We start from the raw sequence: 14,675 nt of genomic DNA, 5'->3' as shown, positions 1-14,675 counted from the left end.
TAAACTTCAACAAAATTTTTAAGCTTCTACAACTATCATAAAGCAAATTTTAATTTAATTCAAGTCTTTATTTTTAATTTTTAGAATTATTAAATTTATTTAAGCATTTGTTTGAAATAAAAATGATTACCCCTTTTGCTTCAGGGTAATCATTTTCTATTTTAAATAGCAATTTCTGCTTCTGGTTTTACAGTTTTATATTTAATCCAGCCTTTTTTAGAAATAAATTTAATAAAATTAACTAAACGGCGTAAATCTTCTTTAAATTCATCATCAGTCTTTTGACTCTGGATTCTTGCTATTTCAAAAACTGATCTTTGGCCATCAATTAGAAGCCAGGCTGCTGAAGACATTTGATCTAATAACATATCTCTTTGTGGTTCTTTTTTCATTAAAAAACCTGCAAACTTTGTTAAAGGATGTTTAACTTCAAAGTTTAAAAGAACCTGACCTTCTTGTAGTTCCCAATCTTGATGAGTTATCTCTGGAACATAAAGCACAAAATTGTATTTATCTTTTTTTTTAGCTTTAGTCATTTTTAACACTATCCTTAATTTTAATTGAATAATTATACATCCAAATTGCTAATAAGACAAATAAACCGAGACTTAAAAGATTCTTAAAGGCTGCATTTGGAATTACTGAAGCTAATAAATCTGTTTTGATATTTAGAGCTGCAAATAAACCAATTGCTATTCCAGTTAAGGCATCTCCAGCAACTAAACCTGAGGCAATTAAAGTTCCTCTTTCAACTGCAGCATCTTTGGCCTTATCTTTGCCTTTAAATTTCTTATCAACAAAGTTTCTGACAATTCCACCAAAGAAAATAGCACTATTTAAAGAAATTGGTAGATAAAGACCCAAAGCTACTGGTAAAATAGGCAGACTAGCTAAGGCACAAAAAGCAGCAATCATAACTCCAATAATTACTAAAGTCCAAGGAAGTTTTCCGATCATTATTCCTTCTACAATTAGTTTCATTAAAGTTGACTGAGGTGCTGTAACCTCTGCTGAACCAATACCATAAGCACTATCTAATAATAAAACTGTGGCTCCAGCCATTAAAGAAGCTACTGCTAAAGCTAAAAACATACCATGCTGAATCTTTTTTGGAGTTCCTCCAATTACATAAGTGGCTTTTAGAGACTGGGCTACTCCACCTGCAACAGCAACTGCCACACAAACAATTCCGGAAGCAAGTAAAGCCATTCTCATCCCACCAGTTCCAGTAGCACCTAAGGCCTTATAAACTGAAGCAATAACAAGCAAAGTAGCAATAGTCATTCCAGAAACTGGATTATTACTAGCTCCAATTACTCCAACCATTCGTGCTGAAACAACTGCAAAGAAAAATGAAAATACTACTGCCATTAAAGCTCCTACAGGGCCAGCTCCTAAAGAAGGAATTACCCAAATAAAGAGAAAACCTAAAATAGCAGCTGCTAAAACCCAAATGATTGGTGCATCTTGATTTATTCTCTCATTTGATTCTGTACTTTTACCAAAACCACCCATCGCTTCTTTAAAAGAAGTAATGATAGTTGGTAGAGATTTAGCTAAAGAGAAAAAACCTCCAGCTGCAACTGCTCCAGCTCCAATATATCTAATATAATTTGACCAGATTTGAGGTGCAGTCATTTCCGAAATAAGCATTGTTGATGGGAAAATAGCTGTCCCTGAAAAAGAACCAAAAAACTTGATTAAAGGAATTAAACCAAGCCAAGCTACAACAGACCCACCAAACATTAAAATAGAAGTTTGAGTTCCAACAATAAAGCCAACTCCCATTAGTGAAGCTAAAGTATCCATTCCGACTACTGCTCCTTGATAAGCTGTAATCGTATAAGAAGCAGATTCATTCCAAAGTCCAAGTCCACCAGAAAAAACTTTATAACCTAAACCTACAACTAGACCTTTAAGCACTGATTTAAATCCTTCTCCACCCTGACTGGAATTTACTAAAACTTCAGCCTGAGCCATTGATTCAGGATAAATCAAATTTCCATGTTCTTCAACTATCATATATTTACGGACAGGAGTTATAAAATAAACCCCCATAAAACCTCCAATGATAGTTACAATTGCTACAGTAGTTATCGATAAATTAAATCCTATTAGAATAATTGCGGGTAAAACAAAAATAATTCCACCTGCTATAGATTCTCCAACTGCTGCCAGAGAAGCTACATAGTTAGCCTCTAAGATAGTATCTCTTTTAAAAATAGATTTTAAGATTCCAGTTGCCAAAATTGCTCCCGGTATACCAGCTGAAATTGTAAGTCCTACTTTAAGTCCTAAATATGTATTTGCTGCTGCAAAGATAACAGCAAATAAAACTCCCATTATGATAGAATATCCTGTAGCCTCAGGTACTACTTCTGTTGTAGGGACATAGGGGACATAATCTTCCCCTTTGACCCCTCCATAAGCACTCCGAGATAAACGCTTCGAATTGTTATCTGACATAATATTTCCTCCCTGTTATTTATTATTTTAATTCTGCGAGTAAAGCTGTGAGAAATTTCCAGATTCTTTGAGCTGAAGGAATGCTTAAGTGCTCATTTTCAGTGTGGACATCATATAGGTTAGGTCCAAAACTAATCATTTCAGTTTCAGGTAAAATTTCTTTTAACAAACCACATTCAAGTCCAGCATGAATGGCTGTTACTTCAGCATCTTTTTCGAAAAGATCTTGATAAACTGCTAAAGCTTTATCTTTAATTTCAGATTGATCATTAAACTGCCAAGCTGGGTAATTTCCTTCTTCTTCTATTTCAGCTCCTGATCTTTTAGCTACAACTTCTAATACATTCAAAATTTCTCTTAAAGAACTATTAGAAGCAGATCTAACTGAGCTAGTTATCTGAATAATATCTTCTTTTTCTTCAATAATTGCATTAGTTAAACTAGTTTTAACAAGACCCTCTATATTCTTGGACATATATTGGACTCCATCAGGAGTTAACATTAGAAAATCAATTAAATTTTCTGTTAATTTTGAAGTATATACTTTATCAATTTGAGCTTGATTAACTTCAATTTTTAAATTAGGATCTTCCACACTATATTCTGCTTTTAATTTAACTGCAAATTCCTCAATTAAAGTTTTTATGTCCTCGATATTTTCAGCTACCAACTCTACTCGCGCATTACTTGGAATAGCATTATGTTTAATTCCACCAGTAATTTGACCAATTTTTATTTCAGATTCACGGCGGCATTTATCTAAAATTCTTCCCATTAATTTAATAGCATTTGCCCGCTGTTTGATAATTTCCATACCTGAGTGACCACCTTTAAGTCCAGAAATACTTATTTTAAGGCCTTCACTTGCTGCATCTTCTTTTTCTAAAGCAAACTTTGTTAATTTAGTGGCTCCACCAGCACAACTAACTAAAAAGGTTCCTTCTTCTTCTGAGTCAATATTCAAAAGTGTTTTTCCACTTAAATGAGTATTTTCTAAACCATGAACTCCATCCATTCCTGTTTCTTCATTTGTAGTAATTAAAACTTCTAAAGGAGGATGTTTCAAATCATCGCTAGCCAGAATTGCTAAAGCATAGGCTACTGCAATCCCATCATCTGCTCCTAAAGTGGTATTATTAGCTTTTAAAAAGTCATCTTCAACAATCATTTCAATTGGATCTGAACTAAAGTCGTGATCACTAGCTTCACCTTTAACACAAACCATATCCATATGGCCCTGAATAATAACTGGATCAGCATTTTCATAACCTTTAGTTCCTGGTTTTTTAATAATTACATTATAAATTTCATCTTGATGTACTTCTAAATCTCTTGTTTGGGCAAAGTCAACTAAAAAATCACTAACTTCTTTTTCTTGACCAGAACACCTTGGAATTTGATTTAACTCATAAAACCAATTAAAAACCTCTTTTGGCTCAATTTCTTTTACATTTTTCATTTTAATTTCCCTCCTTAGATTTTTATAATAAGTTAAAATTTAAATTTTAACTTAATTAACATGGTAAGAAAAATTTACTCCTTAATAGTAATTTTAGTCACAAATCACATTAACCAAAACAATTGATTATAGAGCAGATTGATCAACTTAAATCAGCATAAAAAAACAGGCCGAGAAAGTGCTCGTACTCTTCCCGGCCCATGGCCCCAGAATAACTAATTTTTTACTTTTTTTCGACTTTGATAATAAAATTATCTTTTTTACCTCTAATAATTACTTCTTTATGACTAAACAACTTATAAATTTTATCTCCAGGTTTAAACTCTGCTATCTCTTCCTGTTTTTTGCTTAAATTTTCTGACACAAGAGATTCCTCCAAAGTTATAAATAAGATTTTTGAATATTATTTGAAAATTCTCTCATTTGCAACCGAAATAATTAGACTATTAAGCAGCTTTTTAATATTTTTGTGATATATTTTGTTAATAATGAAATTAATTATTTTAGCTTCATTAAATAAAAATAAGATTATTGCAGAAAAGCCAAAAAAATTTAGTTTTAAAACTAATTTAGATATCACATTTCTATTTCATTATAGTTATGTTTTTCGGCTTTGTCAAGACATTTTCAAATTTTTTGTACTATTTACAATAATTCGACAAAGTTAGAGGTATTTTTCTCTTTTTTATCTTTAAAAACTAAAAGGAATGAAAACAAGTGATATAAATTTTTACAAACGATTAATTGAGTTCATTGAAAATGAAAAATAATTATTATAAATAAAAAGAGCTACCAGCTGGTAGCTCTTTTTAAATTCAACGTATAAAATTCATAAATTCTTTAGATTCTTGTTCTGGTACTTCTATCTTGTTTTCACCAAATTTAATTAATTTCATTAAATAAGCCATATTCTTAGCTAAAACCCTCATAATTTGTTTTCCTTCTCTATCTTTTAAAGCTTCACCAGGCTGAGAGCCGTGAATAACATTCCAATAATTTGAAGTTGGAACCATCATTTCAGTATAATTAAGATAATTACTTAACTGATTAAAAGTTGTTAAGCCTCCAGTTCTTCTAACAGCTACAACTGGTACCCCAACCTTATGTCTAAATAACATACCATTTACACTTGCTACAAAAGATGCTCTATCTAAAAAAGACTTCATAGTTCCAGCAATTGAGCCATAATGAACTGGAGAGCCAAAAATAACTCCCTCAGCTTTTTTTATTTTTTGAATCCAAACATTCACTTCATCATCAATAATACAGCGCTCTGATTGAGTTTTAAAACAGTTTCGACAAGCAAGACATCCTCTAATTTTCTTATTTCCAACTTGAATTATTTTAAAATCAATATTTTCTTTTTCCAGCTCAGTCTCCATAATTTTTAAGGCATGATAAGTATTCCCTTCTGAGTTTGGACTACCATTAAAAGCAACTACTTTCATTTTTCCACCCTTTCTTTAATTAATATTCAAACTGTTTAATTACAATAAAATAAAATTTACAATCTTGACTTAATTAAATTTATTGAATTGGTAAATCCTTATTAATTTTTAAATTAACTGGTCTTAAACCTTTTTCCTTCAGTTTTTGAATAATCATTTTCCCCTCTTTTTCATCATACCGATTAGCTGCTTTAATAAATAAATCCTCACCATTATTATCTAAGTGATTAAAATCAGCAGTTAAATTCCATAAATTTTTAATATAATATAACTGGCAAGCTTCGACAGCAATCATTAAAGGTGTTTTTCCAGCTGCATCTTTTTGATTAGGATCTGCCCCCAGTTCTAACAGAGCTAAAAAGATTTCTCTTTTATTATGCAGTAAAGAATATACTAAAGGTGATTTTCCATTCAAATCAGCTAAGTTTAAGTCTGCTCCATACTCTTTTAATTTTCTTAAGATATTAGTTTTACTCTTACCATAATCATAGTCATAAGCACTGTCACCTAAGACAGCACAATGAGCAGCAGTTAAGCCAGCCTTATTAACGGCATTGACATCTGCTCCTTTTTCTAATAGAAGCTGAACTACACTATTACAGCCATAATAAGCAGCATTCATTAATGGATTAAAATCATCTGAATCAAAAGCTTCAATATCTGCACCTGCATTTAGTAAAATTTCTACAGTTTTAGCTCTATTTGCAGGAGAATAATCACTGTGATTAGAAATAGCTTTATGGATTGGAGGTGAATCATCAAAACCACCTCGCACATTTATTTCAGCTCCTTTTGCAATTAACCAACTCAAAGCCTCTGGATGACAACCCTGAGCACAAGCTATTAAAGGAGTTGAATTTAGATTATTTCTTTCCTCAAGCTCGATTCCATCATATTCCCAAAATAAATCTAAATATTTAACCCTCATTTCTTCAGTCATTTCTACATTTCGGTGAACTAAATTAAAAGTTACACTTTCCTGCATGCGGCTAGTTTTTGTTTTATAATCAGCTCCATATTTTAAGAGCAGCCTAACTAGCTTTCGATTATCATCATATCTATTCATTACTATCCCTAATAAAGTAGAGGTATCTCTAAACATTTTATCATTTTCTTTATCTTTATTATAATAAACAAGATTTGGATCAGCACCAAGCTTTAAAGCTGCTTCTAATAATTTAAATCCATACTGTTTTTGATAAGTGTTTTTAGCATCGAAATGATTAAATGCAAGTTGATAAATAAATGTGCCTCGGTCTCCATTGTTATAAGTTGAATAGAAATTTAAATCTTCAAGTCTAGCTAAAATCTTAATTAATAGCTCACAAGCTTGATAATTACTTAAGACTTGCATGATTCTAAAGATTATCTTTTGAAAGTCTAACTTATATGGTTCAGTTTGATCTAAAAAGTGTTCTGCAAAAGCATAATCTTCTTTTTCAATACTTTTATTTAAAATTTGGTGACCCAAGTCATTTAATTTATAATCAGCAGTTTTTAAATCTAAATTATATTTTGCAATCAAATCAAAGATTTTTATTCTTTTTTGGCTGGTATTTAAGTTAGAATCTTCAATATAAAAAGCATAAATCAAATTTGATCGATCTAAAAGATCCTTGTTTAGATCTGCTCCTGCCTCTAATAATTGTTCTAAAACAGCAGCATTATTATTCCAAATAGCAGGCAAAATAGCTGAGTTATTATTAAAATCAATACTAGCACCCTGGTCAATAAATAAATCTATAAACCATTTTTGATCAGTAAAATAGGGACTATTTGCCAAAATATAAAGCATATTAACTCTCTCATCTACTTCGAATTCGGAATTAACTTCATCTGGATTAGCATTTTTGGCAAAAGCTTTTTTAGTTAATTCTCTTTTTTGCTGATTAGTTAATTTATTGCTAGCAAAAATAGGAATTAAGATTAGTTTGTCATTTAAGTTGTGTTGAGTTTCAATATATGCTTTAAACTCTTGGTAAGAATAATCCCATTTGAAAAAGTTTTCGCTAATTAAACCAGACTCTAGTAATAAATCTTGGCAATGTTTTAATTCCTCGGCTTTAAACATTTTACTTAGATTATGAGCAATAGACTTAAAATCAAAGCCTTTTTCAATTAATAGTTGTACTATTGCTTTCTCTTTTTGATTATAAGCTATACTAATTAATGGTAATTGCTCTCCACCCATTTTACCCTGCAAACGTTGATTTAAGTCTGGCTGATATTTATCTATTAGATCAGCTAAAATAATTACTTTATCTGTAATATCTAAAGTCTGATTTTTAACTAAAGTATAAGCAAATTCTAAGCTCTGCTTAAAGTTAATTTCATTTTCTAATAATAAATAAAGAGTACTTAAATCTTTTTCTAATGCTAAAGCAAAGATGTTTTTATCCTCTTCTGCCAGGCAATCAGCTCCAAGATTAAGCAGAATTTGTATTTCTTTTTGATCTCTATTTTGTTCTACAAAATGAGTCAAAAGACTTTTGTTAAAAAAATCACCGCCAACATTTTGCTGAATTTCAATTCCATTTTTAATAAATAATTTAATAGTATTTATACTTTTATCTCTTATCGCTTCTAAAACATTTTCAGTAAATTTAATTTTAACTAAATTAGGATCTGCTTTCAAAGAAAATAAGTACTTTAATACTTTAATATTTTCAGGACAATGCTTTAAATAATAAGTTAAAGGTCTCATTTCCCCATAAATTGAATCAACTAACTTTTGATTAATATTTTCTTTATTTATTATTTTTTTTATATTTTCAAGGTCTGCTTCAGCTAAATAATCAGCTAAAGTTTTTTGCTTATTTTTCTTTTCTTTTTTTGCTTTTGTTTTGTCATATCCTGGTGGTTTTTTTAGTTTTTTATTTAATTCTTCAAAAAAATTCATATTCTAATGCCGCTGCTTAAAATAAATTAACTCAAAATTATTTTAGACTAACGGCGCCTCCTTTTATAATTTATTTTTCTTTTTTTAAATATTTTTCGGATTTTATAACCTGGCCATTATTTAAATTCAAAATTGATAGTTGACCATTTTTAATCTTGGCTAAAGTTGGTACTTTAGATTTTTGTTTGGGTAAGGCAATACTGCCTGGATTTAAAAGTATTACCCCAGCTTCTTTTTTTAGCTGCGGCAAATGTGTATGACCATAAATTAGCATTTGAGCTCCAAATTTTTTGGCAAACTCTGCTCTTTCTGCATCAGTCTGATGTTGATAACCATGATAAATTACAATCCGCAGACCATTATCTTCTATGAGAGAAAACTCTGGCAGTGGATAAGGTAAAACCCAGTCATCTACAAGTGCATCAACATTGCCTTTAACAGCTAATAAATTATAATCAATTTTATTTAAGTGTTCAACTAAACCCTTAGTGTCATAACCAACTGGTAGAGGATTACGGGCTCCATGATACAGGATATCTCCTGCATGTAAAATCATATCTGCCTCAGTAAAGTAAGTTTCAGCTTTTTTCCAACTGCTTAAACTCCCATGAGAATCACTGATTACTATAAAATTCATAATATCTCCTCCTCCAACTAGATTATCTGATTTTAAGCTGATTTACAAGCTTAAATTTGGAAAAAAATTAAATAATTATGTTAGTGATAAATAAAAAGCTACCCAATAAAAAGACATCAAAATAGTTAGTTATTTCATTCTTGTAATAAAAATGGCTCTTGTTAATTATTAGAGAATAAAAAATCCTCTTTTAAACTAAAATAAAATTAATCTAGTTCAAAAAGAGGAAGTGTGTTTTGTTATATTTAATTTTGAAAGGTTTTTAAAATAGTATTTATAAATCCTGATAACATTCTCTGCAAAGCTGTCCTACTCCTTTTTCATAATAATCTCTATCTGAAATTGGATGACTGCTTTTTATCTCAGTTTTTTTGCCGCATAAAACACATTTTTCATATCCCTTGTCAGTCTTGTTTGTTCTCTCACCAGGTTTAATATCATAAATCTTTATTCCCAGATCTGAGAGAACTTTTTTTACTAACTGATAAGATATATTCTGAATTTTAGCATATTCTTTTAACTGTTCCCGGGTTAAATATCCCTGCTGCTGAAATTTGCCTTTTAATAAACTCACTTATATTCATCCTTATTTTGAATAATACTCAACTGTCTGTTCCAGCCCGGCTCTAAAATCATAATCTGGAGTCCAGCCTAAAAGCTCTTCTGCTTTTCTATTTGCTAAAGAAGAATGGCGGATATCTCCCTGACGTACTTCCTCATAAATAGCATCCAATTTATAGGGAAGAATTTGATTTAAGTAAGCTACCAGATCCTTGACACTATCTCTGCTTTCAGTACTAATATTAACCAAAACATTATCTCCCTGCTTAAGTGCCATTAAGTTTGCCTTAACTATATCAAAAACATGAATAAAGTCTCTCGTCTGTTTTCCATCACCAAAGATTATCGGTCTTTCTTCTGCCAGCATCTGATCGACAAAAATAGAGACTACGCCGCCTTCTCCTTTTGGATCCTGGCGTGGTCCGTAGATATTGGCATAACGGAAAATTGTATATTTAAGGTCATAAAGTTCACTGTACATTTTTATGTAATGCTCTGGAGTATGTTTACTGATTCCATAAGGTGACATTGCTTTAATTGGATGTTCTTCATCAATAGGTAAATAATTTGGTTCGCCGTAGACGGCAGCAGAAGAGGCATAAATAATTTTCTGCACATTGTTATTCCTACAGCACTCTAAAAGATTAATTGTTCCTAAAATGTTATTTTGAGCATCATAGAGCGGATCTTTAATCGAATGCTGAACATCTATCTGAGCTGCATGATGAATTACATGAGTGATCTCATTTTTTTCAAAAACTTCAGCCAGTTTTTGCTCTCTAATATCCAGCTGATAAAACTCAACCTGATCATTCAAATTTTCTTTTTTACCTGAACTTAAATTATCTACTACTATTACCTTATGTCCTTTTTCAACTAAAGCATCTACTATATTGGAGCCGATAAAACCTGCTCCACCTGTAACTAATACCTTCATTAAAATTCAACTCCCTTAATCTGTCTAATAAAATACCCGCTGCTGCAGAATATTAGCACCGGGTGATAAATTTATATTATAATTTTTCTTAATTTGCCTTATGTCCCATAAAAATAACTTTTAAAGTTTCTAATAAAATCTTCAAATCGAAGATAAAAGAGCGCTTATTTGCATATAAGAGGTCCATCCTGAGTTTATCTTCGGCATCAGTATCATAATAACCATAAACCTGAGCTAAACCTGTAATCCCTGTTTTAATATAATGGCGGTATTTATAATGTGGTATTTCTTTTTCAAACTGGCCGACAAAATGCGGTCTTTCTGGTCTTGGACCAACTAGACTCATATCACCTTTTAAAACATTAAGCAGCTGTGGTATCTCATCTATCCTGGTCTTTCTCAAAAACTTTCCTACTTTTGTGACTCGACTATCATTTTTCCTAGCTAAAACAGGACCTGTATTCTTTTCAGCATTATTAACCATAGTCCTAAATTTGTAAACTTCAAATTTTTCCCCGCGGCGACTAACCCGTTCTTGGGTAAAAAATAGAGGGCCCTTACTACCTAATTTAACTGTTGCTGCAGCAGGTAGAGTTAAAGGCAAACTCAAAAGCAATCCAATAGTAGAGAGGGTTATATCTATCATTCTCTTAAAGAAAAAACCAATGGATTTATGAGGAGGTATAATTTCGAAGACTGGCATTTCTCCAATCTGCTCAAGTCTGGACCCAGAGAGCATAATCTCATAAAATTCTGGCACTAAAGAAACTTCCCAGTCTTTTTCCAAAGCTGCATAAAAGGCTGATTTTTTCTCTTCTTCACTTAGATCAGAAGCAATAAAAATTATATCGGCATCCATTTCCATTAAACTGACTTCCAAATTATCAAATTTACTAAAAAGATTAAATTCTATGTAATTTAAATCATTAAGATAATCGGACTTATCAATTATAACATTCTTGATATTATAGCTTTTGTGCATCGAATGTGCTATGTTTTTAATTAATTTGGCAGTATTTTCACCTCTCCCCACAATAATTATTTCTTCTTTTTTAGAAACTAGACGCTCACAAGCTAAGGTAAGATAACGCCAGGCAACCATAGTTACAAAAAGCACCGGAAAAGAAATAAAAAAGACTGAACGCGGAAACGCTAAAGAATGGGTAAGATAGCTTACTGTTCCTACAAATAAGACCATAATAAAGCTTGCTGGAATAAAGGTATAAAATATCTCATCTATTCTTCTTTTTAATTGATTGCTGTAAAGATTATACATCTGAAATAAAAGCACTGCAAAAATAGAAATGTAAGGTACTAATTCTATGTAAGCTTTATAGTTTTGAGCAGGTATAGAAGCTCCAAAACGGATTTTAAAAGTAAGTAAAAAGGCTAAATTAACAAAAATAATATCTCCTATAATTCTAATTGAATTAATAATTAACTCTCTAGTCTTCATAGTATCCCCCTGTTTGTAAAACAATCTACTGCAACTGCAAAATTTTAGCACATATTCATTTATTATTATACTTTATCTCAGGGCGGAATTCAATAGATTCGTCAAAATAGCGGTTTGAAAAAATATTTAAACCAGGGGTCCCAGCCTACTTCTGGGAAGATTTTTCTTTTTTCTAAACGCTTTTTTATTTTTGTATTATTTTTTCAGCTTATTTTAATGATTCTATGAGCTGAAAATTTTTCTCCTTATTAATAACACGTTCACCAGTATCTTTATTATAACCAATTGTCAAACCTTCAATAAATTCTAAAACCTCACTTATTTCCAATGTAATCACTCCCTCTCTTATGTAAAAATATAAATGATCTATTTTAACATTAAATTTTTAAATCATTCCTGGTAAAGTTCAACTATTTCTGTCTTTGCAGTAAATTGAATTTGTTTCTTACCTTGATATTCTTTTAGTTTTAAATTTCTTAGTTTATACCATATATTTTCTTCTAACTCTTTTAAGTCACAGCTTTCCCAGGCAAGAAAATGAATTATTTCCTCTGTTCTGGTCTCCAGCATCCCGCGCTGCCTGATTTTATCACTATTTGAATCCCAGAGCCTGTAGATTTTAGCTGTTAAATCAAAACCTTTATTCTTTTGAATGTTGGAAAGATTTAGGCTTTCAGCTTTTTCAAGATGACTTTCAATTTCCTTAACAAATGGTGACATATTATTTGATTGAGTTAAAATATCAAGATTTTTGCTTGCTCTGGTTATTGCTACATAAAAAAGCCGCCTTTCTTCTTCTAAATGATTAATTTTATTAAGTTTAACCGGCTCAATTAATTTGCTTTCCTTGTCTACTGTTGGGAAACTAAAGTTATCATCTTTTACCATATGTAATAAAATAACATTATCTGCTTCTCGACCTTTGGATTGATGTACTGAAAAGATTGAAACAGCATTTTCCGGCCTCTGACTATTACTTTCCGCATTATAATAGTCATCACCTTTGCCAATATAAGAAATTTCATCTTCTTTAAGTTTTTCTTTTATTGATTCCAGAAAAGGTGCTGCTCCATCATAGCGACAGATTATCATTATATCTTTTGGTTCATTTTCATCAGATAGATATTTCTTAACTAGATTAACTGTATAATTTGTTACTCGATGTTTATAACGATTACTATCTGATAAAATATGTAATTTAGGAATAGTTTCTGCTGGATTATTCGCCTTAACTTTTTTCTCAATTTTATGTTTGTTATTATCTATTAAAGAATTACCAGCTTCAAGTACTGATTTAGGACAGCGATAATTATCAACAAGATAAGTTTTAGCAGCTTTACCAAAATATTTTTCAAAATCTATAAAGTACTTTGGGTCAGAGCCCTGAAAAGAATAAATACTTTGCCAGTCATCTCCAACACAAAATAATTTAACTTTAGAGTCCTCCTCAAAAAATTGTTTAATGATTTCAATATGACCCAGAGACACATCCTGAAATTCATCAACTAACAGGTGATCATATCGCTTTTGATATTTTCGAAGATTTTCCTTTAGAATAGCAGCTGCCTTATATATCATATCATTAAAGTCAATTTTCCTGTTTTCTTCTAGATAATCTTCATAATACTGATATAACATAGCTGCACTTTTAGCAAAGTAATACTGTTTTTCAAAACCTCGTGTTAATAAAGCTTCAATTTGATCAACTTTTACATTATTTGTTTTAGCAGTATTAATAAACTTTTTATAATCATCAAGTAAAGTGTAGCTATTAACATCATTTACAGCATCCAGAAATTCTTCGAAATTTCTCTTTTTAAGCTTAACTCTATTTCTTTTTAATTTTTCTTTTAAAATAGCTTCTAAATTACCTTCCTGGTAATCATAATCAAAAGTTTCTAACAAAGTCTTGTTATGTTTTTTAAATTGAGCTTGTGCCCATTTCCTTTTGGCTAAATATTCTTCAGAGCTCCACTCAAACCATTCTGGAACCTCATTCTTTCTATTTACTCCTAAGTGCTCAAGATAAATATCATATTCCGGCAAACAAAAATCAGGCTGATAGACAACTTTGTCATCGCTTTTATCAGCCCAGTCAGCAATTTTTTCGTACCGATATTTAATGTTATATAAAAAGAAAAAATCTGCTATAGCTTTTTCAGCCCTTGATCTTACTTTTTCTCCTTTAAGAGTTTCATATTTTTTTGTTCTCATTGCAGCAAGATATTCTGTTTTTTCTTCAAAATCAGCTTCATCAAGATATTCATCATCCTGATGGCTTAAAAATTTGTAAAAATATCCTCTGAACTCCTGACTAGAATTTAAAAACTGATTATATCCTTCTTCAACTATGTTGGTAATATCATTCGGATCAACTGTAGAAAGCTTATAATTACTTTCTTCCTTAACTATACTGTTGGCAAAAGAGTGAATAGTATTTACATTGACCTCAGTAATATTAAATTTTTCCTTAAGTCTAATCTGCATCTCTTCTGCTGCTTTATTTGAATAAGTAATTGCTAATATTCTTGCGGGCTCAATACCTTCTTCGATTAAATATTTAATTCTGTAAGCTAAAACTGTAGTCTTCCCTGTTCCTGCAGCTGCAATCACCTGATTATACCTTTGATTTTTAACAACAGCTTCCTGCTGTTTCCTATTTAAAGGATATTCTCCATAGTTATGAAAAAGATCATGATATTTTTTAATCTGATTTTCTATGTATTCTTTTTCTTTTTCTAATTCAATTTTTCTTTTTGATTTTCGCTTAAATAGGTTGATGATTGCTTTTATTATTCTTATTATCATGTAT

Annotated in this window: 11 protein-coding genes; all 11 read right to left on the bottom strand. The window is 30.8% G+C overall.

The genetic code is table 11. The features are described 5' to 3' along the window. Nucleotides 1-161: 161 nt before the first annotated feature. The 11 genes from HPRAE_RS01815 to HPRAE_RS01770 all read right to left on the bottom strand — a co-directional run bounded on the left by HPRAE_RS01815 (nucleotide 162) and on the right by HPRAE_RS01770 (nucleotide 14,671). On the bottom strand, nucleotides 162-536 hold the full coding sequence (locus tag HPRAE_RS01815; protein ID WP_014552548.1) for a PqqD family protein: 375 nt from the start codon (nucleotides 534-536) through the stop codon (nucleotides 162-164). Beyond that, nucleotides 529-2,466, bottom strand: coding sequence for an OPT family oligopeptide transporter (locus tag HPRAE_RS01810; RefSeq protein WP_014552547.1), 1,938 nt, complete (start codon nucleotides 2,464-2,466; stop codon nucleotides 529-531). The genes HPRAE_RS01815 and HPRAE_RS01810 overlap by 8 nt, the downstream gene beginning before the upstream one ends. Before the next feature lie 22 nt (nucleotides 2,467-2,488). Then, a complete protein-coding gene (locus HPRAE_RS01805; protein WP_014552546.1) occupies nucleotides 2,489-3,925 on the bottom strand; it encodes an aminoacyl-histidine dipeptidase in 1,437 nt (478 codons plus the stop codon). Between the two features lie 223 nt (nucleotides 3,926-4,148). Next, nucleotides 4,149-4,289 carry a hypothetical protein gene (locus HPRAE_RS11155; RefSeq protein ID WP_014552545.1) on the bottom strand — a complete coding sequence of 47 codons (141 nt, stop codon included), beginning with the start codon at nucleotides 4,287-4,289 and terminating at the stop codon, nucleotides 4,149-4,151. Between the two features lie 451 nt (nucleotides 4,290-4,740). Continuing rightward, nucleotides 4,741-5,373, bottom strand: a complete 633-nt coding sequence (locus HPRAE_RS01800) for a flavodoxin family protein (RefSeq protein ID WP_014552544.1) — start codon at nucleotides 5,371-5,373, stop codon at nucleotides 4,741-4,743. Between the two features lie 79 nt (nucleotides 5,374-5,452). Next, nucleotides 5,453-8,272 (bottom strand): ankyrin repeat domain-containing protein, encoded by a 2,820-nt coding sequence (locus HPRAE_RS01795; protein ID WP_014552543.1) that lies wholly within the window; start codon nucleotides 8,270-8,272, stop codon nucleotides 5,453-5,455. 70 nt (nucleotides 8,273-8,342) lie between these two features. Further along, nucleotides 8,343-8,909 (bottom strand): phosphodiesterase, encoded by a 567-nt coding sequence (yfcE, locus tag HPRAE_RS01790; RefSeq protein WP_014552542.1) that lies wholly within the window; start codon nucleotides 8,907-8,909, stop codon nucleotides 8,343-8,345. A gap of 274 nt (nucleotides 8,910-9,183) precedes the next feature. Continuing rightward, nucleotides 9,184-9,483 (bottom strand): hypothetical protein, encoded by a 300-nt coding sequence (locus HPRAE_RS01785; RefSeq protein WP_014552541.1) that lies wholly within the window; start codon nucleotides 9,481-9,483, stop codon nucleotides 9,184-9,186. 12 nt (nucleotides 9,484-9,495) lie between these two features. Beyond that, nucleotides 9,496-10,407 carry an SDR family oxidoreductase gene (locus tag HPRAE_RS01780; RefSeq protein WP_014552540.1) on the bottom strand — a complete coding sequence of 304 codons (912 nt, stop codon included), beginning with the start codon at nucleotides 10,405-10,407 and terminating at the stop codon, nucleotides 9,496-9,498. 88 nt (nucleotides 10,408-10,495) lie between these two features. Continuing rightward, nucleotides 10,496-11,863 carry a sugar transferase gene (locus HPRAE_RS01775; RefSeq protein WP_014552539.1) on the bottom strand — a complete coding sequence of 456 codons (1,368 nt, stop codon included), beginning with the start codon at nucleotides 11,861-11,863 and terminating at the stop codon, nucleotides 10,496-10,498. Nucleotides 11,864-12,253: 390 nt separating this feature from the next. Beyond that, nucleotides 12,254-14,671, bottom strand: a complete 2,418-nt coding sequence (locus HPRAE_RS01770) for a UvrD-helicase domain-containing protein (RefSeq protein WP_014552537.1) — start codon at nucleotides 14,669-14,671, stop codon at nucleotides 12,254-12,256. Nucleotides 14,672-14,675: the final 4 nt, after the last annotated feature.

It is taken from the genome of Halanaerobium praevalens DSM 2228, assembly GCF_000165465.1.
GTDB classification, from domain to species: Bacteria; Bacillota; Halanaerobiia; order Halanaerobiales; family Halanaerobiaceae; genus Halanaerobium; species Halanaerobium praevalens.
This window is presented reverse-complemented; position numbering and strand designations above follow the sequence as displayed.